At 66.1% G+C, this 25,926-nt stretch carries 23 protein-coding genes; 14 read left to right on the top strand and 9 right to left on the bottom strand.

From position 1 onward, the window contains the following. Positions 1–80: 80 nt before the first annotated feature. The gene (locus BJI69_RS09345) at positions 81–695 is read left to right on the top strand and encodes a DedA family protein (RefSeq protein WP_046968184.1); all 615 of its coding nucleotides are present in this window, start codon (positions 81–83) and stop codon (positions 693–695) included. Between the two features lie 139 nt (positions 696–834). Here BJI69_RS09345 and BJI69_RS09340 read toward each other — a convergent pair whose 3' ends face one another. Further along, on the bottom strand, positions 835–1,791 hold the full coding sequence (locus BJI69_RS09340; protein ID WP_125903022.1) for a LysR substrate-binding domain-containing protein: 957 nt from the start codon (positions 1,789–1,791) through the stop codon (positions 835–837). A gap of 26 nt (positions 1,792–1,817) precedes the next feature. On the opposite strand from BJI69_RS09340, the gene BJI69_RS09335 reads away from it, so the two are divergent. From BJI69_RS09335 to dgoD, 8 genes are read left to right on the top strand one after another with little or no spacing between them, the layout of a single operon-like run. Continuing rightward, entirely contained in the window at positions 1,818–2,816 is a 999-nt protein-coding gene (locus BJI69_RS09335; RefSeq protein WP_046968186.1) for a 2-dehydro-3-deoxygalactonokinase, read from the top strand. Positions 2,817–2,845: 29 nt separating this feature from the next. Beyond that, complete coding sequence (locus tag BJI69_RS09330; RefSeq protein ID WP_046968187.1) at positions 2,846–3,838, top strand: arabinose ABC transporter substrate-binding protein; 993 nt, start codon at positions 2,846–2,848, stop codon at positions 3,836–3,838. A gap of 2 nt (positions 3,839–3,840) precedes the next feature. Beyond that, positions 3,841–5,367 (top strand): L-arabinose ABC transporter ATP-binding protein AraG, encoded by a 1,527-nt coding sequence (araG, locus tag BJI69_RS22265; protein ID WP_046968188.1) that lies wholly within the window; start codon positions 3,841–3,843, stop codon positions 5,365–5,367. A gap of 3 nt (positions 5,368–5,370) precedes the next feature. Then, entirely contained in the window at positions 5,371–6,375 is a 1,005-nt protein-coding gene (gene araH / locus BJI69_RS22260) for an L-arabinose ABC transporter permease AraH (protein ID WP_084822530.1), read from the top strand. Beyond that, positions 6,375–7,256 carry an SMP-30/gluconolactonase/LRE family protein gene (locus BJI69_RS09315; protein ID WP_046968189.1) on the top strand — a complete coding sequence of 294 codons (882 nt, stop codon included), beginning with the start codon at positions 6,375–6,377 and terminating at the stop codon, positions 7,254–7,256. Before araH ends, BJI69_RS09315 begins: the two co-directional genes overlap by 1 nt. A gap of 11 nt (positions 7,257–7,267) precedes the next feature. Then, positions 7,268–8,080: an SDR family oxidoreductase gene (locus BJI69_RS09310; protein ID WP_046968190.1), complete on the top strand. Its 813-nt coding sequence runs from the start codon at positions 7,268–7,270 to the stop codon at positions 8,078–8,080. 1 nt (position 8,081) lies between these two features. After that, on the top strand, positions 8,082–8,693 hold the full coding sequence (locus BJI69_RS09305) for a 2-dehydro-3-deoxy-6-phosphogalactonate aldolase (RefSeq protein WP_046968191.1): 612 nt from the start codon (positions 8,082–8,084) through the stop codon (positions 8,691–8,693). A 2-nt stretch (positions 8,694–8,695) separates the two neighbouring features. Continuing rightward, positions 8,696–9,847, top strand: coding sequence for a galactonate dehydratase (gene dgoD, locus BJI69_RS09300; RefSeq protein WP_046968192.1), 1,152 nt, complete (start codon positions 8,696–8,698; stop codon positions 9,845–9,847). 130 nt (positions 9,848–9,977) lie between these two features. On the opposite strand, the gene BJI69_RS09295 is transcribed toward dgoD, so the two are convergent. Both BJI69_RS09295 and BJI69_RS09290 read right to left on the bottom strand, forming a co-directional pair. Then, on the bottom strand, positions 9,978–10,526 hold the full coding sequence (locus tag BJI69_RS09295; protein WP_046968193.1) for an rRNA large subunit pseudouridine synthase E: 549 nt from the start codon (positions 10,524–10,526) through the stop codon (positions 9,978–9,980). A gap of 1 nt (position 10,527) precedes the next feature. Then, positions 10,528–11,379: a class I SAM-dependent methyltransferase gene (locus BJI69_RS09290; RefSeq protein WP_046968194.1), complete on the bottom strand. Its 852-nt coding sequence runs from the start codon at positions 11,377–11,379 to the stop codon at positions 10,528–10,530. A 152-nt stretch (positions 11,380–11,531) separates the two neighbouring features. On the opposite strand from BJI69_RS09290, the gene BJI69_RS09285 reads away from it, so the two are divergent. Beyond that, positions 11,532–13,646 (top strand): TonB-dependent receptor family protein, encoded by a 2,115-nt coding sequence (locus tag BJI69_RS09285; protein WP_046968195.1) that lies wholly within the window; start codon positions 11,532–11,534, stop codon positions 13,644–13,646. Positions 13,647–13,653: 7 nt separating this feature from the next. Here the strand turns inward: BJI69_RS09285 and BJI69_RS09280 are convergent, their stop codons facing one another. Genes BJI69_RS09280 through BJI69_RS09265 form a run of 4 tightly spaced genes read right to left on the bottom strand, consistent with a single transcriptional unit; the run spans position 13,654 to position 17,321 of the window. Continuing rightward, complete coding sequence (locus BJI69_RS09280; protein WP_046968196.1) at positions 13,654–14,829, bottom strand: ABC transporter permease; 1,176 nt, start codon at positions 14,827–14,829, stop codon at positions 13,654–13,656. Then, positions 14,826–15,560 (bottom strand): ABC transporter ATP-binding protein, encoded by a 735-nt coding sequence (locus BJI69_RS09275; RefSeq protein WP_046968197.1) that lies wholly within the window; start codon positions 15,558–15,560, stop codon positions 14,826–14,828. The genes BJI69_RS09280 and BJI69_RS09275 overlap by 4 nt, the downstream gene beginning before the upstream one ends. Then, positions 15,557–17,122 carry an alpha/beta hydrolase gene (locus tag BJI69_RS09270; RefSeq protein ID WP_046968198.1) on the bottom strand — a complete coding sequence of 522 codons (1,566 nt, stop codon included), beginning with the start codon at positions 17,120–17,122 and terminating at the stop codon, positions 15,557–15,559. Before BJI69_RS09270 ends, BJI69_RS09275 begins: the two co-directional genes overlap by 4 nt. A 4-nt stretch (positions 17,123–17,126) precedes the next feature. Continuing rightward, complete coding sequence (locus tag BJI69_RS09265) at positions 17,127–17,321, bottom strand: helix-turn-helix transcriptional regulator (protein ID WP_046968199.1); 195 nt, start codon at positions 17,319–17,321, stop codon at positions 17,127–17,129. Between the two features lie 275 nt (positions 17,322–17,596). On the opposite strand from BJI69_RS09265, the gene BJI69_RS09260 reads away from it, so the two are divergent. From BJI69_RS09260 to BJI69_RS09245, 4 genes are read left to right on the top strand one after another with little or no spacing between them, the layout of a single operon-like run. After that, entirely contained in the window at positions 17,597–18,100 is a 504-nt protein-coding gene (locus tag BJI69_RS09260; RefSeq protein WP_046968200.1) for a Csu type fimbrial protein, read from the top strand. Positions 18,101–18,123: 23 nt separating this feature from the next. Then, positions 18,124–18,837: a fimbrial biogenesis chaperone gene (locus BJI69_RS09255; protein ID WP_211258517.1), complete on the top strand. Its 714-nt coding sequence runs from the start codon at positions 18,124–18,126 to the stop codon at positions 18,835–18,837. Next, entirely contained in the window at positions 18,788–21,142 is a 2,355-nt protein-coding gene (locus tag BJI69_RS09250; RefSeq protein ID WP_078023117.1) for a fimbria/pilus outer membrane usher protein, read from the top strand. The genes BJI69_RS09255 and BJI69_RS09250 overlap by 50 nt, the downstream gene beginning before the upstream one ends. Further along, positions 21,139–22,155, top strand: coding sequence for a Csu type fimbrial protein (locus tag BJI69_RS09245; protein WP_046968201.1), 1,017 nt, complete (start codon positions 21,139–21,141; stop codon positions 22,153–22,155). The genes BJI69_RS09250 and BJI69_RS09245 overlap by 4 nt, the downstream gene beginning before the upstream one ends. A 36-nt stretch (positions 22,156–22,191) precedes the next feature. Here the strand turns inward: BJI69_RS09245 and BJI69_RS09240 are convergent, their stop codons facing one another. Both BJI69_RS09240 and rsgA read right to left on the bottom strand, forming a co-directional pair. Continuing rightward, positions 22,192–24,714 carry an autotransporter family protein gene (locus BJI69_RS09240; RefSeq protein ID WP_046968202.1) on the bottom strand — a complete coding sequence of 841 codons (2,523 nt, stop codon included), beginning with the start codon at positions 24,712–24,714 and terminating at the stop codon, positions 22,192–22,194. A gap of 84 nt (positions 24,715–24,798) precedes the next feature. Next, positions 24,799–25,854 carry a ribosome small subunit-dependent GTPase A gene (rsgA, locus tag BJI69_RS09235; protein ID WP_046980633.1) on the bottom strand — a complete coding sequence of 352 codons (1,056 nt, stop codon included), beginning with the start codon at positions 25,852–25,854 and terminating at the stop codon, positions 24,799–24,801. Positions 25,855–25,926 lie beyond the last annotated feature (72 nt).

The following is a 25,926-nucleotide window of genomic DNA, read 5'->3' as shown; positions in this document are numbered from 1 at the left end:
GCGAGATTAACGCGATCCATGGGATCATCCGGGCTTCGTACCCTGAAGGGACCGGCCGGGGCCGGACTTGCGCGTCGCTGATGGATTTATTGAATCACCTCGTCGATCTTTTCGGGCAAAACGGCTATGCGGCTGTTTTCCTCGCCCTGATGCTCTGCGGAGCAGGCGCGCCCCTGCCGGAAGACATCACCCTTGTCGCCGGCGGCATCATCACGGGCCTGGGCTACGGCGATGTCCACTCGATGGTCGGCGTGGGCATGGCGGGCGTCCTGGTCGGCGATTCGACGATGTTCCTGCTCGGTCGTCATTTCGGCGCACGCATCCTGCGCTGGCGTTTCGTCGCGCGACTGTTGACACCGGAGCGCTACGCCAAGGTGCAGGAGAAATTCGAGCGCTACGGCAATCGCATGATGTTCGTCGCCCGCTTCCTGCCGGGCATGCGCACCGCGGTCTTCATCACCGCCGGCGCGACCCACCGCGTGGGATTCTTCCGCTTCCTGCTGCTGGACGGCCTCGCCGCGGCGATCAGCGTGCCGCTGTGGGTGTACCTGGGCTACTTCGGGGCGCACAACCACGAATGGCTGGCCATGTGGATCCACCGCGGGCAGACCGGCATCTGGCTGGCCATTGCCGCTGCGCTGATCGCATTGGCCGCGCTGTGGTGGCGTCGCAAGAAGGCTCCCCGCGACTGCTGAGCTCGTCGCTGCGCCTCTGCAGGAGCCGATTCATCGGCGATGCTCTTCCTTAGATGGGAACTGCGGCAAGCAACCTTGGGGGAGCGCTGCTGCGCAGCGGTTTATTTATTATTCGCCGATGAATCGGCTCCTACGTTTCCTATGACGAGCGCTGGCCTGCCTCGGCGAATAGCCATTCCCGAAATACCATGGTTTCTTCGCGAGACACGGCATCCCGGGAGATCGCCAGGTAATAGGTGTGCCGCAGCGGCACGTCCAGGCGGAACGGCTCAGCCAGCCGCCCGGCGGCGAGGTCGTAAGCCACCAGCAGGTCCTGGGCCAGCGCCACGCCCTGCCCTTCGATCGCCGCCTGCAACATCATCGTGCCGTCGCCGAAGCCCATGTCGCGCGAGACCATGGCGGTCTCCAGGCCGGCACGCTCGAACCACTGCTCCCAACTGACCGCCGAGGCCGCACGGCGACCGGGCCGCTCGTGCAGTAACAGGTGATCGACCAGATCGGCCGGGCCGTGAATGCGCTCCGCCAACGAAGGGGCGCAGACCGGTGTGTAGCCGCTGGTCGCGAGGATGGTCTGGTCGCCGCCCTCACTCAGGCGATCGTCGATGGCCAGGTCCCAACTCGCCTCATCGGCGCCATCGGTCACGACTTCGACGGCGATATCCGGATGCCTCGAAAAGAAGCGGAACAACCGCGGCACCAGCCATTTCGTACCGAAGGTCGGCGGTACGGAGACCCTCAACGAGGCGCTGCGCTCCCCCATCACCTGGTCAGTGGCGTGTTGCAGTGCACGAAAAACATCGCGGACACGCGGAAAATAGTTCTCGCCAGCGGACGTCAGCGACAGCTTATTGTTGCTTCGCACAAAAAGCGCCGTACCCAGGTAAGACTCAAGCAATTTGACCTGGGCACTGACCGCAGCCGCCGTCAGCGAGAGCTCTTCACCGGCCTTGGTGAAGCTCAAATGCTGCGCTGCAAGTTCGAAGACTCGCACGGCGTTGAGAGGTAGCGAGCGCTTCATTGCGGACTCATTCAAAAAAACTTGGGGAAGCCCCGGAGAAATTCTAGTTTGCCTGTCCTGACAGGTGACGCCAATCATCCGTGGCGCTTTCGAACGGACCCGCGATGAACATCCTCACCATCGACACCGGTACTACCAATACACGCGTCACCGTCTGGACCGACGGCGAGGTGGTCGCGCAGGCCGCGCGACAGGTCGGTGTGCGCGATACCGCGATCACCGGCAACACGAAGAAACTCGAAGACGGCGTCCGCGAAACCATCGCCGAGGCGCTGGCATCGGCCCAGATCGAGCGCAACGATATCGGCCTCGCCGTGGCCTCCGGCATGATCACCTCCAATGTCGGCCTTTGCGAAATTCCGCATGTGCCGGCCGCGGCGGGCATCGACGACATGGCGAAAGCCATGCGCGAGCACCGCGTCGAAAACGTGTGGCACGCGCCGATCTGGTTCGTGCCCGGCGTGCGCAACGCGGTGGAACACATCGGCCTGCACAACTGCGAGGCGATGGACATGATGCGCGGCGAAGAGGTCGAGTCGTTTGCGCTCGCCGAGCGCCTCGACCTCAACGAGCCGACCGTCGTCGTACTCCCGGGTTCGCATTCGAAGTTCGTCAGCATCGACAAGGACCGCCGCATCGACGGCTGCGTGACGACACTGGCGGGCGAGCTGCTGCACGTGATCTCGCACGACACCATCCTGGCCGGTTCGCTGAAGGAAGGCTTCGCCAAGCGCATCGATCCCGAGATGCTGCTGGCCGGCGCCGCGTCGGCGAACAAGATCGGCCTGGGTCGCGCCTGCTTCAGCGTGCGCATCCTGGACCAGTTCGCGGTGTACGACGCCAATGCGCGCGCGAACTTCCTGCTCGGCGCCGTGCTCGGCTCCGACCTGCTCACGCTCAAGAATTCCAGTGCGATCCGGATGAGTCCGGGTACACGCTTCGTTGTCAGCGGCAAGCCGATCCTGCGCGAGGCGATCGCGCGGCTGGTCGAAGGCGACGATTTCTTCTCCGGCACCGTCACGGTGCTGGGCGACGACGAACAGCGCGACCTCGCAGGATACGGCGCCATCGCCGTGGCCCGTCGTCGCGGCCTGGTCGACTGAAAACAACGAGTCATTCGAGGAGGGAACGCATGAAGACGAAGATTGCCCTGGGTCTCAAGGCCCTTGCCGTGGCGCTGGCCATGGCCTCCGCCCCGACCTTCGCGGCCGACGAGCCGGTGAAGATCGGTTTCGTGGTCAAGCAGGCCGAGGAACCCTGGTTCCAGGACGAGTGGAAGTACGCCGAGCAGGCCGCCAAGGAAAAGGGTTTCACCCTGGTCAAGATCGCCGCGCCGGACGGCGGCACGGTGCTCACCGCCATCGACAACCTGAAGGCGCAGCACGCGCAGGGTTTCATCATCTGCACGCCGGACGTCAAGCTCGGGCCGTCCATCGTGGCCAAGGCCAAGATCGACAACCTCAAGCTGATGACCGTCGATGACCGCCTCATCGACGGCTCGGGCAAGCCGATCGAAGCCGTGCCGCACATGGGCATCTCGGCGAGCAAGATCGGCGAGCAGGTGGGCCAGGCCATCGCCGACGAAATGAAGAAGCGTGGCTGGAAGCCGGAAGAAACCGGCGCGCTGCGCATCTCCTACGATCAGCTGCCCACGGCCAAGGATCGTACGGACGGTGCCGTCGCCGCACTGACCGCCGCCGGCTTTCCCAAGGCCAACGTAATCAACGCGCCGGAAGCCAAGACCGATACCGAGAACGCCTTCAACGCGGCGAACATCGCGATCACGCAGAACCCCAAGTTCAAGCACTGGATCGCTTTCGGCCTCAACGACGAAGCCGTGCTCGGCGCCGTGCGTGCCGCGGAAGGCCGCAACTTCCGTGCGGACAACATGATCGGCGTGGGCATCGGCGGCAGCAAGTCGGCACTCAACGAGTTCGCCAAGCCCCAGCCGACCGGCTTCTTCGGCAGCGTGCTGATCAGCCCGAAGCGTCATGGCTATGAGACCTCGCTGAACATGTATGCCTGGATCAAGGATGGCAAGGCACCGCCGCCGCTCACCCTGACCACCGGCATACTGACCACGCGTACGAACGTTGCCGAAGTCCGTAAGGAAATGGGTCTTTGACGATGACCGACGCACCACGCCTGGAATTCCGACATATCGGGAAAACCTTTCCGGGCGTGCGTGCGCTCGGTGATGTCGGCTTCGCCGTGCGCGCCGGTAGCGTGCATGGCCTGCTCGGCGAGAACGGGGCAGGCAAGTCCACGATGATGAAAATCCTCGGCGGGGAGTACATCCCCGACGAGGGCGAGCTGGCGATCGACGGCCAGGTTCAGCACTTCCGCAAGGCTGCCGACGCGATCGCCTCCGGCGTCGCGGTGATCCACCAGGAACTCCAGTACGTGCCGGAACTGTCGGTGATGGAGAACCTGTTGATCGGTCGCCTGCCGACACGCTTCGGCCTGGTCGATCGACGCAAGGCGCTGGCCTGGACCCGTGAGCGTCTCGACGCGCTAGGCGTGGATCTCGACCCACGCGCCAAGCTCAAGCAGCTTTCCATTGGCCAGCGACAGATGGTGGAGATCGTCAAGGCGATCCTTCGCGATGCGAAGATCCTCGCCCTCGACGAGCCCACCAGCTCGCTGTCGCACCGGGAGACCGAGGTCCTTTTCCGCCTCGTGCGCGATCTTCGCGCACAGGGCAAGGCGATGATCTACATCTCGCATCGCCTGGACGAGATCTTCGAGCTCTGCGATGCCGCGACCATTTTCCGTGACGGCCGCAAGGTGGCCGACTTCGACACGCTCGAAGGCGTCACGCGCGACCAGCTCGTGCAGCGCATGGTCGGCCGCGAGATCAGCGATATCTTCGGTTATCGTCCCCGCGAACACGGCAAGGTGCGTCTGGCCGTGCAGGGCGTGACCGGACGCGCCGTACCGGCACCGGTGAGTTTCGAGGTGAAGGCGGGTGAGATCGTCGGTTTCTTCGGCCTCGTCGGCGCGGGCCGCAGCGAAGTCATGCGTGTGATCTACGGTGCGGACCGACGCACCGCCGGGACCGTGCAAGTGGACGGCGAGACCGTCAAGGCCTCGCATATCCGCGACGCCATTCGCCATGGCCTGGTGCTCTGCCCCGAAGACCGCAAGGAAGACGGCATCATCGGCGTGCGTTCGGTGTCAGAGAACATCAACATCAGCGCGCGTCGCAACCATCTCATTGCCGGCCTGTTCGTCAACGACCGCAACGAAGCGAAGACGGCCGACACGTATATCGATCGCCTACGCATCCGCACGCCGAACCGCCGGCGGGAGATCCGCCTGCTCTCGGGTGGCAACCAGCAGAAGGCCGTGCTGTCGCGCTGGCTCGCCGAGAAGAACCTGCGCGTACTGATCGTCGATGAGCCCACCCGGGGTATCGACGTCGGCGCGAAGAACGAGATCTACAACGTGCTCTACGAACTCGCCGACCGTGGCGTGGCCGTGGTCATGATTTCCAGCGAACTGCCCGAAGTGCTCGGCGTCTCCGACCGCGTCATCACGATGTGTCGCGGCCAGATCACCGCGCAGTTCAACCGTACCCAGGCGAACGAGGCGGACGTGCTTGCCGCCGCGTTGCCCGAAGGCGCCAGCGCCACCCCGATGAGGAACACCTGAGCCATGACCGAGACCAACGCCGCCGCCATCGGTGCCAAGCAAGCCGACACACCGGACGCGCGCCGCCGCGCCATGTTCTGGCAGATCGTCGACGACTACAGCCTGATCGGCATCTTCATCGTGCTGTTCGCGGTGCTGAGCGCCACGGTGCAGTACTTCTTCTCGTGGGACAACATCGTCGGCCTTGCGCTGTCCGTGTCGCAGATCGGCATGGTCAGCTGCACGATGATGTTCTGCCTCGCCTCGCGCGACTTCGATCTGTCGGTCGGCTCCACGGTGGCGTTCGCCGGCGTCTGCTGCGCCATCGTCTCCAATGCTACGGGTAGCGTGGCGCTCGGCATCGCGGCCAGCCTCGTTGCCGGCGCCCTGATCGGCTTCATCAACGGCGTGGTCATCGCCAAGCTCAACATCAACGCGCTGATCACGACGCTCGCCACGATGGAAATCGTGCGTGGCCTCGCCTTCATCACCTCGCAGGGCCAGGCGGTCGGCGTCACCAGCGAAGCCTTCTTCACCCTGGGCAGCGCCGAGCTGTTCGGCCTGCCCGTGCCGGTCTGGGTCACCCTGGCCTGCTTCGTGGTCTTCGGCATCCTGCTCAACAAGACGATCTACGGCCGCAACACGCTGGCCATCGGCGGCAATCCGGACGCGGCGCGCCTCGCCGGCGTCTCGGTGGACTGGGTGCGTATCGCCATCTTCCTGATCCAGGGCCTGGTCGCGGCACTGGCCGGTATCATCCTGGCCTCGCGCATGACCAGCGGCCAGCCCAACGCAGGTGAGGGCTTCGAGCTCAACGTGATCTCGGCCTGCGTGCTGGGTGGCGTGTCGCTCATGGGCGGCCGTGCGAGCATCAGCGGCGTGCTCGTTGGTGTCCTCATCATGGGGACGGTGCAAAATGCCATGAGCCTCATGAACATCGACGCCTTCTACCAGTACCTGGTCCGCGGCACGATCCTGCTGATCGCGGTGCTGGTCGACCAGCTCAAGAACCGCAGGCAATCCCGCTGATGACCGACGCTTTCGTTCCGCTATCCCCGCATCGCCAGGAGCACGCCGAAGGCGTGATCTGGGACGACCTGATGGGCCTGGTCCGCTGGACCGACATCGGCGCCTCGCGGCTTTACGCGTACGACCCCACGACCGGGGCGACGACCGAGACCGCCCTGCCTGCCCGCCTGTGCTGCTTCGCGCTGACGAACGAGCCCGGCGTGCTGCTGCTCGCCCTGGAGAAGCAGCTGGCCCGCTTCGACACACGGCGTGCCGACTCGCTCGTGGTGCTCGAAGACATCGAGCTCGACCTGCCGGGCACGCGGGCCAACGACGGCCGCTGCGACCGTGGCGGCAACCTGATCTTCGGCACGCTCAACGAGCGCGGCCCGGAACAGGTCGCTTCGTTCTGGCGCTACTCGCGTGAGGGCACGCTGTCCCGGCTCGCACTGCCCAAGGCGGCGATCACCAACAGCATCTGCTTCAGTCCGGACGGTGAAACGATGTATTTCACCGATTCGCCCACGGCGAAGATCATGGCCTGCCGCTATGACGCCGCCAGCGGCGAGGTGGAGCACATCCGCGAATTCGTCCAGCTCGACAAGGGTCTCGAGCCTGACGGCTCCACCGTCGATGCCGACGGCTTCGTCTGGAACGCCCAGTGGGGTGGTTCGCGGGTCCAGCGCTATGCGCCGGACGGCCGTGTGGACCTGGCGATCGACCTGCCGGCGCGCCAGCCGAGTTGCCTGGCCTTCGTCGGCCCCACGCTGGACCGCCTCGTGATCACCTCGGCCAGCAAGGGCCTCGACGCCGCCGTAGCCAGCGCCGAGCCCCTCAATGGCGCCATTTTCATCGGTACCCCGGCGCGAGGCCGCGGGTTGCCCGAAGCCCGTTACGGCTAAGGAACGAACGCATGACCCACGCTACGCACGCCGACCCGCGCACCACGCCGCTGCCGCGCCTTGCCGGCAAGATCGCCATCGTCACCGGCGCCACCCAGGGCATCGGTGCGGCCACCGCGAAGCTGTTCGCCGCGCATGGCGCGAAAGTGGTCCTCAACGTCCTCGAGGACAACGCGCAGGCGCGGGCCACGCTGGCCGACCTGCAGACCGACGAGGCCATGCTGTTCGAGGCCGACGTGACCGATCCCGCCGCGATCACCCGCATGGTGGCTGCCGCGACCGAACGCTTCGGACCGCCCGACGTCCTCGTCAACAACGCCGGCATCAACGTCTTCAACGATCCGCTGTCGCTCAGCGACGACGAGTGGACGCGCTGCTTCGAGGTGGACCTCAAGGGCGCCTGGAACTGCGCCAAGGCGGTCCTGCCGGGCATGCTCGCCGTGGGCCGCGGCAGCATCATCAACATCGCGTCGGTGCATGGCCACAAGATCATTCCGCACTGCTTCCCCTACCCCGTCGCCAAGCACGGCCTGATCGGCCTGACCAAGGCCCTGGGCATCGAATACGCCGCCCGCAACATCCGGGTGAATTCGATCTCTCCGGGGCTTATCCTCACCGCCATTGCCGAGGCCGGCTTCGCTGCGGCAGCCGATCCGGCCGCCGAGCGCAAGCGCCAGACGGACATCCTGCCGAACAAACGCATCGGCGAACCCCAAGAGGTCGCTTACACTGCGTTGTTCCTGGCCTCCGACGAGGCACGCTACATCAACGCCGCCGATATCCGTATCGACGGCGGCCGCTCACAGCTTTACCACGAGAACTGATATGGCCTGGCCTACCGCGCTACCGCTCATCGCCATCCTGCGTGGCATCACGCCCGAGGACGTCGTCGAGCATGTCGAGGCATTGCTTCAGGAAGGCTTCGACGCCATCGAGATCCCGCTCAACTCGCCGGACTGGGAGAAAAGCATCCCCCTGGCTGTGCGCCAGGCAGGCGACCGGGCGCTCGTCGGTGCGGGCACGGTGCTCAGCGTGGAGCTTGCCAGTCGCGTCGCCGATCTCGGTGGCACCCTCATGGTCACCCCGAACACCGACCCCGACGTCATCCGCCGGGCGCGTAGCCGTGGGCTATACACCGCGATCGGCTTCATGACGCCGAGCGAGGCCTTTGCGGCGCTCGCCGCTGGCGCGCAGTCGCTCAAGCTGTTCCCATCGTCCAACCTCGGGCCGTCGTACATCAAGGCGATTCGGGCCGTGTTGCCGCCGGACGTCCCCTTGCTCGCCGTGGGCGGGGTCACCCCCGACAACCTCGGCCAGTTCCTCGATGCCGGCTGTATCGGCGCAGGGCTTGGCGGTGACCTCTACAAGCCCGGCCAGCCCGTCTCGCGCACGCGCGAACAGGCCGCTGCCTTCGTCAAAGCCTATCGCTCGAACTGACCATGAAGATCACCAAGCTCACCACCTACCGTGTCCCGCCCCGCTGGATGTTCCTCAAGGTCGAGACCGACGAGGGCGTCGTCGGCTGGGGCGAGCCGGTCGTCGAGGGTCGCGCGCGCACCGTCGAAGCCGCCGTGTCGGAACTCTCGGAGTTCGTCATCGGCAAGGATCCGTCGCGCATCAACGACCTCTGGCAGGCGATGTACCGCGGCGGCTTCTACCGGGGTGGCGCGGTGTTCATGAGCGCCATCGCCGGCATCGACCAGGCCCTCTGGGACATCAAGGGCAAGGTGCTGGGCGCCCCCGTCTTCGAACTGCTCGGCGGTCGTGTACGCGACCGCATGAAGACCTATTGCTGGGTCGGTGGCGATCGCCCGGCCGACGTCATCGCGCAGATCCGCGCGCGGATGGAGCATGGTTTCGACACCTTCAAGATGAATGGCTGCGAGGAGATGAGCATCATCGCCTCGAGCAAGGCCGTGGACGCTGCTGTGGCGCGCGTGGCGGAGATTCGCGAGGCCTTCGGCAATACGATCGAGTTCGGCCTGGATTTCCATGGACGCGTCTCCGCGCCGATGGCCAAGGTGCTGGTGAAGGAGCTGGAGCCGTTCCGTCCGCTGTTCATCGAAGAACCGGTGCTCGCCGAACAGGCCGAGTACTACCCGCGCATCGCCGAGCAAACCTCGATCCCCCTCGCGGCGGGCGAGCGCATGTATTCGCGCTACGAGTTCAAGCATGTGCTCGAGCGTGGCGGCATTTCCATCCTGCAGCCGGATCTTTCGCACGCCGGCGGCATCACCGAATGCGTAAAGATCGCAGCGATGGCCGAAGCGTACGACGTGGCTCTCGCGCCGCACTGCCCGCTCGGTCCGATCGCACTGGCGGCCTGCCTGCATGTCGACTTCGTCAGCTGGAACGCCACGCTGCAGGAACAGAGCATGGGCATCCACTACAACAAGGGCGGCGAAGTCCTCGACTACGTGCTCAACAAGGACGCGCTCAAGCTCGACGATGGCGGCTATGCAAAACCCTTCACCGGCCCGGGCCTTGGTATCGAGGTGAACGAGGAACTGGTGATTGAGCGCAGCCGTGAGGTCGCCGACTGGCGGAATCCGCTGTGGCGGCATGCGGATGGCTCGGTTGCCGAGTGGTAAGTAGCGACACTCCGGCCCGCTGCCGCGGGACCGCCGATGAATCGGCTCCCACACAGAGCCGCTCTCTGTGAAAGCCTGCTTTCTGTAAGAGACTGCTTTCTGTGGGAGCCGCTTCAGCGGCGATAGCCAGCTAGCGAGAAGGCTGAGGGTCGATGATTCGCACGTCGCCCAGCCCCAGTCCATCGAGGCGGTAACCACCCACCGCCTCCCGGATCAATCGAAGCGTCGGCAAGCCAACGGCCGCCGTCATGCGACGCACCTGCCGGTTGCGCCCCTCGCACAACACGATGCGCAGCCAGCTGTCCGGCACCGTCTTGCGGAAGCGTACCGGCGGATCGCGCGGCCATAACCAGTCGGGCTCGTCGATCGCCTCGACGCCCGCCGGTAACGTGGGCCCGTCGTTGAGCGTAACGCCGCGACGCAGGCGCTCGAGGGCTTCCTCGCTGGGAATACCCTCGACCTGCACCACATAGGTCTTCGGCTGCTTGTGCTTCGGATCGGCAAGGCGATGTTGCAGCTTGCCGTCGTCGGTCAGCAGGAGCAGGCCTTCGCTGTCGTGATCCAGCCGCCCCGCGGCATAGACGCCTTTCTGCGGCACGAAGTCGGCAAGCGTGCGCCGGCCGGCTTCGTCGGTGAACTGGCAGAGCACACCGAAGGGCTTGTTCAGTGCGACCAGCACCTTACTTGGCGGCGGCGGGCTTCACGAAGCGCAGGGTCATGCGATCGGACTCGCCGATGGCCGTCCACTTCGCCTTGTCGGTTTCGCCCATGTCGTAGGTCGGCGGCAGGGTCCACACGCCCTTCGGATGGTTGTGGTCGTCCTTCGGATTGGCATTGATCTCGCTCTGCGCGTCGAGCTTGAAGCCGGCATCCGTGGCGAGCTTGATCACGTAGTCGGTCGGCAGGTAACCGGAGTTGACGACGTCGTCGAGCTTCTTGCCCGCGTCCGCGCGATGGTCTTCCACGCCCAGCACACCGCCCGGCTTGAGCACGGCGAAGAACGATTTGAACATCGTCTCGGCGGTACCGTCGGCGGCCCAGTTATGCACGTTGCGGAAGGTCAGCACCATGTCGGCCGAGTTCGGCGGACCGAGCACGGGCGCCTTGTGATTGACCGCGATCAGCTTGGCGTTGCCGTACTGCGCCGGGGCGAAGGAGAACTTCTTCTGCAGCGCCGCCATGCCCTTGGAGCCATCTTCGATCACGCCGATGTAGTGACCGTTGTCGTGCAGGAACGGGGCAAGGATCTCGGTGAACCAGCCGCCCGACGGCCAGATCTCGATCACGGTCATGTCCGGACGGATGCCGAAGAAGGTCAGCATTTCCTTCGGATGACGGTACTGATCGCGCGCCTTGTTCTGCGGCGAACGCCAGCTACCGGCGATGGCCTTGTCCAGCTGGGAGGCCGTGAGCTGCCCGGCGCTGGCCGGCGGCGTGGCCTGGGCAGGCTGGTCCACCTCGGTGGCGGCTTGGGAAGCAAAGGAGGCCGTCAGGCCGAGCAATCCAGCGCAGGCGAAAGCGAGCTTCTTCATGGCGTCACCGGGGTGTGGGGGATGTGGGCGGAGAGGCTAGCACGAGGCTCTGGCGATGGCATGGGCAGTTGGGAGGGGTCCGGCGGCCCGCTCTTGAGATAACGCATACACTCTCTTGAGCAAAATACATGCATCTCTCGCAGGGTCCCCGCATGACATCCCCCTTTCTACGCCCCCTGGCTGGCGCCGTTCTCGTTGCGCTTGCCGGTGGTGCCGCGGCGCAGGACGCGCCGAAGCTCGCTCCAGTCGTGGTGACTGCCACGCGTACCGCGCAGTCCCCCTATGACATCCCGGCTGCGATCGACGTGGTCGCCACGCCGCCCGATGGCAGCCTCGACGTGAACCTGTCCGAGCAGCTGCAGAGCATTCCCGGCATCGTGGCCCGCGACCGGCAGAACTACGCGCAGGACGAGCAGATCTCGATCCGCGGCTTCGGTGCGCGCTCGACCTTCGGCATCCGCGGTATCCGCCTGTATACCGACGGCATTCCCGCGACCATGCCGGATGGCCAGGGCCAGGTGTCCCATTTCAATCTCGACTCGGCCGACCGCGTCGAGGTGCTGCGCGGCCCGTTCTCCGCGCTGTATGGAAACGCCTCCGGCGGCGTGGTGCAGCTTTTCACCGCTGACGGCACCGATCCGGCCGAGTTGCACATCGGTGTCGCCGGGGGCAGCAACGGCAACTTCCGTACCTCGGTCAACGCACGCGGCGTCGAGGGCCCGGTGGACTACAACGTGGACGTGAGCCACTTCCGCACCAGTGGCTATCGCGACCACAGCGCCGCCCGGCGCGAGTCCGGCAACGCCAAGCTGGGATGGAAGATCGACGACGACCGCAAGCTGACCCTGGTGCTCAATACCGTAGATATTCCCGGTGCCCAGGACCCGCTCGGCCTGACCCGCGCCCAGTACCAGGCGAATCCACGCCAGGTCGCCTCGGTGGCCGATACCTACGACACGCGCAAGTCGGCCGACCAGCAACAAGCCGGACTGATCTACGACCAGCGGGTCGACGACTCGAACAGCCTCCGCGTGATGACGTACTACGGCCAGCGCGACATCACCCAGTACCTCTCCATCCCCAAGGCCACGGAAGTGGCCCAGCCGGGCAACTCCGGCGGCGTGGTCGACCTGACCAGCCAGTACGGTGGTGGCGATGTGCGCTGGACGTGGAGCGACACCCTGGCGGGACGCCCGTTCGAAATCGCCACGGGCATCGCCTACGACAACCAGCATCAGCACCGCATGGGCTACAACAACTTCGAAGGCGACACGCTCGGCGTGCGCGGCGACCTCCGTCGCGACGAGATCGACCGCGTGTTCGACTTCGACCAGTACGCGCAGGCGACCTGGCGTATTGCGCAGGACTGGACCCTCATGGGTGGCATCCGCCACAGCGACGTGCACTTCAGCTCGACGGACCGTTACATCGCACGCGGCAATCCCGACGATAGTGGCACGCAGTCATACAGCGCCACCACGCCCGTATTCGGCGTGCTCTGGCGCGCCGCGCCGTGGGCGCACGTGTACGCGAACTGGGGTCGTGGCTTCGAGACGCCGACCTTCTCCGAAATCGGCTACCGCGCGGACAACGGCCCGGGCCTGGCCTTCAACCTGCAACCCTCGCGCTCGCACAACGAAGAAGTCGGCATCAAGCTGCAACCCACCGAGCGAACGCAAGCCGGTATCGCGCTGTTCCGCGCCGATAGCGACAACGAGTTGGCGGTGGCGACCAATGTGGGTGGCCGCACGACGTACCAGAACATCGCGCGCTCGCGCCGGCAAGGCATCGAGACGTCGTTCAATACCGAGCTCGCGCGCGATCTCCACTTCGTCGCCTCCTACACGCACCTGCAGGCGAGCTTCCGCACGCCCTTCCTCACGTGTGCGTCGACGGGTTGCGCATCGCCTAACACGCCGGTTCCCGCCGGCACGCGCATCCCGGGTGCACCGCGCTCGACCGGCTACGCCGCCCTGAAATACGGTGGCGCTCGTGGTCTGCAGGGCACGTTCGACGTGCAGACGATGGGCTCGACCCCGGTCAACGACCTCGGCACGGAATCCGCGCCGGGCTACGCCCTGTTCGGTCTCTCCGCTGGCTACGTCTTCGACCAGGGTCCCTGGCGCGTGAACACGTTTGCCCGCGTCGATAACCTCGCCGACCGTCATGTCATCGGCTCGGTGATCGTCAACGACGGCAACGGGCGCTACTACGAACCGGCGCCCGGCCGCAGCTTCCTGGTCGGCGTGGACCTGACATGGCGGTGAGTGTCGCTCAGCCGGAAATAGCGAGGCGCTCGGACCGGTAAAGCAGGGCGGTGCCCCACACCGCCAGCAGCGCGGCGACGAATCCACCGGCCAGGCATAGGCCGATCTGCCAGCCCGGCATGCCGTCGCCGCGCAACAGCTGGACGATACCGAGGTTCTGGCCGAGCAGCGGCACGGCGTACATCCAGGGCTCGGCGCGCACCGGGATGACCGACAGCAGCACGCTGGGCAGGATCGGGATGATCATCAGGATCGACAGGTAGGTCTGCGCTTCGCGATAGCTCTTGGCGAACGCCGAGACCAGCGACTGCAGGGCCGCCAGCAGCAGGATCAGCGGCAGCATCAGCAGGATGACCTGCCCGCTGAAGCGCCAGCCGATGTCCAGCGCGATGCCGAGCTTCTCGGTGGGAATGAACCACGGTGCGGTCATGAAGGCACTCACCGTGAGCAGCAGGCTGACCAGCGAGAAGGTGCAGATGGCGGCGAGTTTGCCCGCGAGGATCTTCCAGCGGGCCACCGGATTGACGAACAGCGGTTCCAGCGACTGTCGCTCGCGCTCACCGGCCGTCAGGTCGATAGCCAGATACATGCCGCCGAGAAAGACGGTGAGGACGAAGAAGTACGGCAGGAACGAGAACATCAGCCCGGAACGCGATTGCGACGTGGCCTGGTCCCGGTCGGCGACCTGCACCGGCCACGCCGTCGTCGGCGACAGTCCTCGCGCGATGAGGCGCATGGCACCCTCGCGGCGACCGTAGCTCTCGACGACGCTGCGCACGCGCATCACCGGCGTGGATGCGTCACGTCGGGACGAGTCGTAGATCAGCTCCACCTGCACGGTCTGGCCCTTGTTCCAGGCTTTCGCGTAATCCGGCGAAATACGCACGACGATATCGGTGCGCTGCTCGCGCACGGCATTCTCGGGGTCGGCAAGGGCCGGCTGGGCCTCGATGCCGGCACTCTTCAGCGCGGCGACGAGATTGGGTGCGAGGTCCGCACCGATCACCGGCACCGCGATGGGCCGGTCCGCCTTGGCGATCTCGCGGTTGATCGTCACGTTCATCAGCATGATGAACATCACCGGCCCCAGCAGCGGACCGGTCACCAGCGCATTGATGAGGGTGCGCCGGTCGCGCAGGTTTTCGCGCACTTCCTTCCAGTAGACGGCGGTAAAGGCGCTCATGCGGCCAGGCCCTCGTCGGTACCGATGATCTTCACGAAGGCGTCCTCGAGGCTGCTCTCACCTGTCTGCGCGAGCAAGGCGGCAGGGGTCTCGTCAGCAACGACACGACCGTGTGCGATCACCACGATACGATCGCAGAGCGCGGCCACCTCCTGCATGATGTGACTGGAGAACAGCACGCAACGCCCCTCCGCCTTCAACTGCCGCATGAAGCGGCGCATGGCGCGCGTCGCCATGACATCCAGGCCATTGGTCGGTTCGTCGAGCAGCACGTTGCGGGGATCGTGGACGAGGGCGCGGGCGATCGCCGTCTTCACCCGCTGTCCCTGCGAGAAGCCTTCGGTGCGCCGCGTGGCGATATCGCGCATCTCCAGGCCGTCGATCAAGGCCTCGCGACGGCGCGCCAGCAGGGCGGGTTCCATACCGTGCAAACGCCCGAAGTAGTCGATGTTCTCCGCGGCGGTGAGCCGCTTGTACAGCCCGCGCGCGTCCGGCAGGACACCGAGCCGGCGACGTACGGCCAGCGCATCCTCATACGCGTCGACGCCGTCGACGAGCACCTGGCCCGCGTCGGGCTTCATCAAGGTGTAGAGCATGCGCAGCGTCGTGGTCTTGCCGGCGCCGTTCGGGCCGAGCAAGCCGGTGATCTCTCCATCGCGAGCCGTGAAGCTCACGCCGTTGACGGCACGTACTTCGCCGAAAGCCTTATGCAGGTCCCTGACTTCGATCATGGCGTGGCTCCGTTGAATCCCACGAAGACGGGCAGTGGCGCGAGACGATCCAGGCAACGCGCATCGAGTGCCTTCGCGTTGGCTGTGTCGATGAACTGGTCGAGCAGGCGCGGCATGCAGCCGCGTGCAACGACGTTGTGGCCCTGTCCCTTCAACACGAAGTGGCGTCCGTTCGGCAGCCCCTGCAGTACCTGCTCGCCGTAACGGGGTGGCGTCACCGGATCGAACTCCCCCGACATGAGCAGCGCCGGCACCGGACTCTTCAGTGGCTGGTGGAAATCCGCCGGCCGCTTGCCATGCGGCCAGACCGAGCACGCGGCACGGAACGCTTCGATCATGGCGTCACCGAGGATGGTGTCCTTGTCCTGCGGGCGTGAGGTCAACAGGTCGGCGTCTTCGGAACAGATCACCGAGTACTGCATGCCACCGTCCATGGTGTCGCCGAGATCGCCGGTGAGCAACTTGGCCTGGCCCAGCAAGGGACCGACATCGCCGTGGGCGGCGGCGTCGATCGAAAGGGGCAGCAAGGCCGCCGTCTCGGGTGAATAGGCGAACATGCGGACCACGGTCGCCAGGGCGTGCTCACTCAAGACGCGTTGCACGGACGCGTAGTTCTGCGGATCGCGGAAGCTGACCTTGTGCGGATTCGCACGCAGGGCGTCGCGCAGCTGGAAGAGGGTCTGGTACGGATCGCTGAAACGCGCGTGGCAGGCCTGGTCGGCATCGCAGCGGGCGAACTGGGCCTTCAGCGCGGCGTCGAGGTTAACGGCGAAGTCCTCACCGAGAACGAGTTCGTTCGGCGCGATGCCATCGAGGACGAGGGTGCGCAAGCCTTCCGGATGGCGCATGGCGTACTGCTGGGCGACGCGGGTGCCATAGGACACGCCCAGAAGATCGAACTTCGGCGAGCCGAGCGCACGGCGTGCATCTTCGAGATCGGCGACGGCGTCGGTCGTCGTGTAGAAGCGCACGTCCGCGTCCGGCGACAGCTGGTCGAGGCAGTGGCGGGTTTCCTTGCGCACCGCCTCGGCGTCGAAGCTGTGCGATGCCGCGCCGCCAGGACCGCCGGGCTCGTCCTCGTCACGGCAACTCAGGGGATGCGACCCTCCGGTGCCGCGCTGGTCGAGCAGGAGGACGTTACGGTGCGCGAGCAACGGGGCCATGGCGGGGGCGATCGCCGGGTAGCTCTCGGCAGCGGACTGACCGGGTCCGCCAGCGATGAACGCCACCATGTCGTCTGCCGGCACTTGGGCGCTGCTGCGAATGACCGCCAGGCGCATGTTCACCTTGCGACCCTGGGGATGGTCGCGATCTTCCGGCACCGCGAACGGCGCGCACCAGGCGGCTACCGACGTCCCCGAGTGGGGTTGCGCCAACTCACAGGGACGGAGCGTGAGCGTGCCGAGGGTCCACACGCGCGGCGGGGCGGGACGCGTGGCTGCCGGCACCGCGGCGACGGGCTTGTCCACATCGTCCGCGACCGGCTTCCGCATGAGTTGCCGGGTGGCGAACGCCCCCGCGACGATGACCAGGATGATGGCGATACGTTGTGCGCGTTTCATGCCGTCAGTCCCCGGGCGTGAAAATGGATTCGATGGAGAGCGCGAAAACTGCCGCGATCTTGAAGGCCAGTGGCAGGCTGGGATCGTACTTGCCCGTCTCGATTGCGTTCACCGTCTGCCGGGACACGTCGAGCCGCTCGCCGAGATCGGCCTGCGACCAGCCCAGCGCGGTACGGAGCTCGCGAACGGTGTTTTTCACACGGCTCCTTCCTGGGTCGACCGAAAGCGGGCGCGAAGAGTCGCAAAGCGACGTGGTGCGGCATGCCGAACCTTCGTGTGCTTGTGGCGACATGTCAAGCACGCTTGACATCACGGGGACGCGGACACGTGGTCATGTCAAGCATCCTTGACAGATTGCTGCGCCAAATCGGCATCGCTAAGTCGTTACGGCAGCGTGCGCTGGAATTCACACGTGTGACGACTTTCCTTCCCTGATCCTTGCAGCCGACGGGTACACGTCTCTGGAGATTGGCCATGAAATTCCGTCTGCTCGTCACATCCGCGCTGATCGGCGCCGGCATCGCCTCGGGTGCCGCCCAGGCGGCGACTGCCACCACCACCTTCAATGTCCGCATCACCATCACCGCCGCGTGCGATATCAGCACCACCGCGCCGACCGATGTGAACTTCGGCACGACGCCGTCTACGGCCACCAATGTCGACAACCAGGGCGCGCTCAACGTCAATTGCACGCCGAGCTCGCCGTACACGATCGCGCTCGACAACGGGCAGAACGGTACCGATGTGAACAGCCGGAAGATGAGCAGCGGCACCGCACTCGTGCCCTACCAGCTCTATCGCCTGGCTTCGCGCACCGCCGCCGATGTATGGGGCAGCACCACGGGCACCGGCGGCAACATCTATGCCGGCACCGGAACGGGTACCGTACAGACCGTACCGGTCTACGGCCGCGTACCGAGCACGAATTTCGCGGCCGGCAGCTACGCCGACGTCATCACCGCCACGATCACGTACTGACGGTGTGCCCGTGGCCGCGACGCGTGGCAATCGCCTGCGCGCTGGCCGCAGCGTTCCTGCTCATGCCCCTCGCATCGGCGAGCGGCCTTCAGGTGTCACCGATCGGCCTGCGACTGGCCAGCGCCGCACAGGCGGACGTCCTATGGCTGACCAACACCGGCAGCGAGCCGGTACACGCGCAGGTACGCGTTTTTCACTGGTCGCAAGTCGACGGCAAGGACGTGCTCGAACCCTCGCGCGACCTGGTCGTCAGTCCACCCATGGTGACCATCGCCCCAGGCGATCGCCAGATGGTTCGCGTGATCCGGCAGGTGCCCGCGCCCTCGGCGACCGAGGCCTCGTACCGCGTCATCGTCGACGAGCTCCCGATCGATGCCGGCGACCGTCCGGGACTGAAGTTCGTCCTGCGCTACTCGATCCCGGTCTTCCTCGCGCCAGTGGGCGACCCGCCCGTGAAGGTCACGCTGCAGGCGAGCTGGGAGGATGCCCCGGACGGCCCGAGGCTGCGCGTGAGCAATGCGGGAAGCGGCCATGCGCAGATCGCCGACCTCGTCTGGCGCGGCGCGAAAGGACAACACACCGTCCTGCTCGCCGGCCTGGTCGGCTACGCGCTGCCCGGCAGCACCATGAGCTGGCGTCTGCCGCAAGGCGCTTCGCATGCAGGCGGCACGGTGAAGGCGAGGATCAATGGTGAAACGTCCGAGTCGGCGCTGGTCGTGGACCCGGACGGCCGCTAGCCTCCTCGTGCTGGACGCCGCCGCCATGCATGCCTCTGCCACGGACACCGATCCCGTGCCACCCCCGGCGACCGTGCAACCGCGCGAGCGTCTCGTGGGCGAAGATCTCTACCTCGAGGTCGTGCTCAACGGCAGCGCAACCGAACGCCTCGTCCATTTCACCCGTCGTGGCGAAGCTCTCTGTGCGACGGCGACCGATCTGCGCGGGCTCGGACTCGTGCTTCCTCCCGGCGACGACGAGCGTTGCCTTCCCGACATCCCTGGCCTGCACTACACCTATGACGTGAACCGGCAGCGCGTGTCCGTCGACGCGCCTTTGGACCAACTCAACCTGCCACGGCAGATCCTCAACAAGGCCGAGCGCAGCGCCACGCCGCCAACGAGTGGCACCGGCGTGCTGCTCAACTACGACGTCTACGCGGCGCAGGGCGGTGGGCTGGGCAACGTCAGCGCACTGACCGAGCTACGCGCCTTCAGCGAGGGCCTCGGCGTCCTGAGCAGTACCGAACTCACGCGTCGCTACCAGACGCCCGGACAAGGCTGGCAAGGCGATACCGTGCGTCTGGACACGCAGTGGCGACTGGCCTTTCCCGCGCAATCGCTGGCGCTGACGGTTGGCGACACGTTCACCGGTTATCTCTCCTGGACGCGCGCGACGCGCATCGGGGGCATCGGCTTCGGTACCGACTTTGCCCTGCAGCCCTATCGCATCACGACGCCGCTTCCGCAGTTCTTCGGCCAGGCAACCGCACCGTCCTCCGTCGAGCTGTATGTCGACGGCATACGCCAGTACAACGGACGGGTGCCCGCCGGGCCGTTCCAGCTCACCGCCGTGCCGGGTGTCGATCAGTCGGGACAGGCACAGGTCGTCCTCACCGATGCCCTGGGGCGCAGCAGCACGGTGACGTTTCCTTTCTACTCCGCACGACAGCTGCTACGCGCCGGTCTCGACGACTGGTCCGTGGAACTGGGAACCGTGCGCGAGGCCTACGGCATCACCTCCTTCCGATACGGCGACGCGCCGATAGGAAGCGGCACATGGCGCCATGGGTTGAGCGACAGCCTCACGCTGGAGAGTCACGCCGAAGCGGGCGACGGACGCGGGATAGCGGGTGTAGGCGCCGTATGGAACCCCGCCGGCGCCAGCGTCCTCAATGCGTCGATCGCGGGATCTCGCGGTGGCGGTTTGCAGTACGGGCTCGGTTACGCGTGGACCGGACGCTACGTGAATGCATCGCTGGATACCGTGCGCAGCGACGCGAGCTACCGGGACGTCGCATCGAACTATGGATCGCCACCGCCACGCGCCAGCGATCGTGCGCTGATCGGTTTCAACGTACGCGAATCCAGCTTCGGCGCGAACTTCGTCCGGCTGCGTTACGCGGGGCAGTCGGCCTCGCGCTACGCCGGCCTGTACGTCCTGCGAAATCTCGGCCGGGGCATCTCGGTCAACCTCAGTTATAACCAGAACCTCGACCAATCCAGCGATCGCAGCGTCTTCCTCGGTGTCACCGTGTCACTCGACCAGCGCACCACCTGGAGCGTGTCGGCGCAGCGCGATCGCGACCAGACGTTCGTCACCGCGGATGCGAGTCGGCCGGTCGACGGTGACGGCGGATTCGGATGGCACGTGCAGGGACGCAGCGGTAGTGACGGCGGCGGCCTGGCCGAGCTGGGCTGGCTCGGCAATCGCGGTCAGTTGACCGTCGGCGCGAGCAATGTCGGGCCCTCGTCCTATAGCTACGCGGACGCTAACGGTGCCATCGTGCTCATGGGCGGACACGCCTTCGCCGCACGTCGCATCGACGATGCCTTCGCCCTGGTCAGCACCGAAGGCACGCCGGATATTCCCGTGCTGCTCGAGAACCGGCGCACGGGCGTCACCGACAGCAGCGGACTGCTCCTGGTTTCAAGGCTCAACGCCTACCAGGACAACCGCCTCGCCATCGATCCACTCGACCTCCCCGCCGACGATCGCGTGCAGCGCGTGGAAAGCATCGTCGCGCCCTCCGACCGCTCCGGCGTCGTCGTGCGCTTTCCGGTGAAGCGCGTGCGCGCCGCGTCGGCGATCCTGGTCGACGGGAACGGCACGCCCTTGCCGGTGGGCGCCCTGGTCGACACGGGTGACGGCTCGCCGGCCTATGTCGGTTACGACGGCATGGTCTATCTCGACAACCTCCACGGAAGTACGGCACTGCGCGTCACGCTACCGGACGGCCACCGTTGCGAGACCTCGCTCACCTATCCCGCCAGCGCGCGGAATCTACCGCAGATCGGACCGCTGACCTGCCGGACGATGCCATGAAATGGCTGGCGCTCCTGCTGCTGGCCTTCGCCGCGCTGTGCGCAACGCAGCGCGCTGAAGCGACGACGACATGCACCGTCACCAGCATCACCAATGTCGCCTTCGGTGCCGTGGATCCGACGGGGACCTTCGTCGATACCACGGCGACACTCAACTACAACTGCACGTACAACGGCATTCTGGGCGCCCTCTACGGCAGCTATATCACCGCGTGCGCCAGCCTGGGCGCCGACGATCTCGGCAACTTCGCACCGCGCACGATGATCGACGCCAGCGGCGACCGCATGCAATACCAGCTGTATAAGGATTCGACGCGTACGACGGTCTGGGGCATCCTCACCAACGCCACCTATACCGCGCGAACGTTCAACATGAGTATCGGCATCCTGTCTAACGGCGCCGTGGTGTCAGGCAACGTGACGATCTACGGCCGCGTACCTGCCCTGCAATCCAATCTCTCGCCGGGCAGCTACGCCGCCACCCTGGCCAGCTCGCTTACGAGCAACTCGCTTACCTACAGCTACAACGAAGCCTTGCTAAGCCTCGGCGTGGCACCGGCGACCTGCCAGTCCGGTGGCACCGGCGGTCCGATCACGGCGACCGCGCCGTCGCTGGGCGTCACGGCGTCCGTCGCGGCGAAGTGCACGGTCGGCACGGCGACCGACCTGGACTTCGGCAGCGTGCCCGGCCTGCTGAAAACGGCGACCGACAAGACATCCCTTGTACGCATGACCTGCACCAACCGTGCGGCGTATCAGGTCGGACTCGATAGCGGACAGAATGCGTCGGGCACGATACGCCGCATGTCGTCCGGTAGCGGTTTCGTCACCTACGACCTCTTTCGTGATGCGTCGCGCACCCTGCACTGGGGCGACACGCTCGACACCGATACGGCGACGGGCACCGGCTCGGGCAGTGAGCAGATGATGACGGTGTACGGGCGGGTTCCGGCACAGCCCGCGGCCAAGGCCGCGGTCTACAACGACACAATCAAGGTCACCGTCACCTACTGAGTGGCCACCGTGCCGAGTGGCCACCGTGGCGCGCCTTCAGAATGCATAGACCACGCCGGCACGGGCGCTCATGCCTGACTCGCCGCCACGCCCCATGCGTATCCGCGCCGTGACATCGGCGTACGCCGTCAGGCCGTGGCGAAACTGCAGCGCAACGCCGGCCGCCACATCAGCGCCCTTGCCTGCCCGGCCCGTCGCCAGGCGCACGCCCGATACATCGATCGACTCGCCCGAGCCGCGCGTCACGACGTAGCGGGCGTCGACATACGGCGACCAGGCAGCAAGCACATCGCCACGCGGTTCGAATCGCATGGCGGCTCGCGCGCCACCGCGCAGGGTGAGACGTTCGGGGGAACCGCCCCGAAGCAAGAGCCCATCCCGATCGGCGACGCTGACGAAGCGCAGTCGCTGCCAAAGCAGGGAGACGGCGGGCTCGATCACGAAGTGTTCCGTCGTGTCCCAACGAAAGCCGCCGCCCAGCATGGCGTCATTCGCATGGGCACGAAACCGCCCGAGGACCTCTCCCCGCGCCGGTGTATCCACGTCGAGGCGGTAAACCGAGTAGCCGAAGGACGCCTCGGCGTGCCAGCCGTCGTCGGTCGTCAGGGCGGACGTGACCGTCACGCCACGTGCCTGGGCCCTCGCGCGGCTCGCGCCATCGACGTCACGCGGAGCGATGCGTGTGGATCCCGTGGAAAGCCCCAGCCCCGCACGCATCGTCGTGGCGCCCGATGACCAGGCGAGCAGGTCGCCGGCCATCTGCAAGCCGCGATCCGAACGCACGTAGTCCACGGCGAAGCGCTGGAATGGCAGGCCGCTTTGGTACATCACGTGGCCGCCGAAGGTCTGGACGCGCCATGCGGGGTCCCGCGCCGCGGCTGGCTCGACCGGACGCAAGGCATCCATCGCTGCCCGTCCATAGCCGAAGAGCGCATTGGCAAGTACCAGGTATGCCGGTACCTGTGGCACCAGCCGTGCACGTGAAGACGGCGATTCATCGTTGACCGGTCGACCCGACGCATCGGTGCGGCGACTTTGCAGGCGATAGTCCCAATGATCGTTGCCGCTGCCTTCCAGCAGGCGTTGCCCGGCATCGGACGTGCCCGGCGCATAGGCCACGAGACCGTATTGCCACGGGCCGGCCGCGACGTAACCGCCATCGAGAAAGAAGGAAGTCGCATCTGCGCTGCCGCCGACCTGCACGACGCTGATACCGTCCGCGGCACGCGGCTCGCCCGTGAGTGGCGATGTATCGGCGCCCATCCCCGCCGCATTGAGGATGTGCAGGCGCGTGGAGCCGATCGCGTCACCGGCCACCAGAAGGCGGTCCGTGAGCTGTTGATCGGTGGCTCCGCCGGCATCCAGCCGCGTCCGCAGGGTTACGGCACCCTCGCCGCCAGGATGGGCGAACGTACCGACACGCAGTGTGCTGGCTGGCGCGGCGCCGTCGAACGCGACCTGCGCGCGCCCGAGCAGGGCCAGGTGTTGCACCGAACTATCACCCGTGGCCGTCCACGACCCATCCGCGATGTTGAGTTCGGCAAGTCGTTCACCCCGGCCATGCCAGGACGATTTGTCCAGCCTGACACGCAGCGGCCCGCTTCCCGCGCTGACGATATCGCCCTCAAGCGTGCTGTGATCGGCGGAGAGAGCGAGCAGCTGATCCGCGTTCTCGATGCGCCCGACAACGGTCGTCCCACCCGTCACCCGCACGGCGACGTCGCCGGGGTGTCCCTGCACGGCGCGGATCGCATGGCCCACACCACGTACCTCGCCGCCGTCGATGGCCGCCACGCCGCCGGCCAGCGCGACGGCGGTCGAGCCCGTACCCGCGGCCACGATCCGCGTGTCGGATGCATGGAATGCCGACGTCGCGCCCTGGATCGAAACCGCGTTGACGCCCGGCTGTTCCGTCAGGACGGAACTCTTGCCGAGAATGACACTTGCCCCGTCGCTGAGGGTGACGGCATCGGCGAGCTCGAACGCCGCAGCGGCGCCGTTGCGTTTCCCCGTGTGGACGATCGAAAGGCCGGATCCGACGACCCGACTGTTCGCTCCCCGGGCAAGGACGCCGATCGCGTTGTCGCCGTCCATGCGTAGTCCGACATGATTCGCCGTGACCCGGCTACCCGATCGCGACGAGATACCGATGCTGTCGGCAGCGCTCATCGTCAGGTCGACGTTCTGCAAGGTGACCCTGGAAACGTCCTGGGCATGGACGCCGATCGACCGTGTGCCGGTGCCGACGATGCGACTGTCGCCGATGAACGCGCTCGCTTCGCCGTAGGCCAGTAGCCCGTAGGCATGGCGAGTACGATTGCCCGAGCTGCGATTGACGACGTCCACCTCGTAGGCGTCGAACGAAGCGCGTTTCCTCACCTCGATGGCACGCCCGACACCGGGGCCGACGATCGTGATCGTGTCACCGCGACCCAGTGAATAAGCCTCATCCGGATCGATGACCACGGTGTGGGGATAGTCGGTAGACCGCACTGGAGCGGCCAGTACGCCGAACCATGCGACGGCGAGCGCGCCGCGCGCGTACGAACACATGGCCATGATGCCTTCCTCGTTTCGTCGATGAGGAAAGCAACTTAGTAATCGATGAGCAGCACGTATGTCGGGGAGTGGCCGATCCGTGAGTCAGCTGTCGCCTCGACGCCACTCGCCGCGCTTGGGTTTGGCGACCGGCTTCGGACCCGCCTTCCGCTTCAGGCGTGCTTCCAGTGTCGCGGCCTGTTCTTCGCGTTCGTCGTGCAGCTTGAGGTAATTGCGCCAGCGCTGCGGTGACAGTTCGCCCGAGGCTAGCGCTGCCTGAATCGCGCAGCCCGGCTCGTTGCTGTGCCCGCAATCGGCGAAGCGGCACTGCGACGATAAGGTTTCGATGTCGGCGAAGAGGTCGAGATTCTCTTCGCCAGTAAGCTTCAGCTCACGCATCCCCGGCGTATCGATCAGGCAACCGCCCGTCGGCAAGCTCAGCAGTGCGCGATGTGTCGTTGTATGCCTGCCGCGGCTATCGTGCGTGCGCACCGCACCGGTCGCCATGCGTTCCTCACCCAGCAGCGTATTGGTGAGTGTCGATTTACCCGCGCCCGACGACCCGACCAGAACGGCGCTGGAGCCCGGGCCGAGGTACTCGGCCAGGAGAGCGACGGTGCTCGGATCTTTCGCATTGATCGCATGCACGGCGGCATCGCCGGGGAGGCGCTCGCGCAGGGCAGTGACCGCCCCTTCGACGTCGACCTCGGTGTCCGCCTTGCTCAACAACACGACCGGGCGCGCGCCGGAGCCTTCAACGAGCGTGAGGTAACGTTCGATGCGCGACGGATTGAAGTCACCGTCCAGACCGGTGATCACCAGCACGTAGTCGATGTTGGTGGCGATGATCTGGCGTTCATAGCGCTCGCCGGCTGCGGCGCGGGTCAGGACGGAACGCCGTGGCAGCACCTCTTCGATGACCGGATGGTTGGCATGATCGAGGAGGACGAAATCACCGACCGATGGCCGCAACGAGGGGTCGAGGCCACGTTTCAGGAAGTGGCCGGCCGGCTGCGCATTGAACGCGACCGAGCCGTCGTGCACCTCGTAGCCGGCACGATGCTGTGCCACGACGCGGGCGAGGCGGCGTGGGTCGTCGGGCAGGGCGGGGTCGCGCCAGCCGATACGGCGCAGGCGCGCCAGGTCCGATGAGTCGGTCATGGCCGTGATTATGCCCGCTTCCGGCCCGCTTTCCGCCTCGCGAGCCCGTACGGACGCTGTTACGATCCGATG

The organism is Luteibacter rhizovicinus DSM 16549 (genome assembly GCF_001887595.1).
In the GTDB taxonomy this organism is placed as follows: domain Bacteria; phylum Pseudomonadota; class Gammaproteobacteria; order Xanthomonadales; family Rhodanobacteraceae; genus Luteibacter; species Luteibacter rhizovicinus.
The sequence above is the reverse complement of the archived record's forward strand: the minus strand, read 5'-3'. Positions and strand labels throughout refer to the sequence as shown.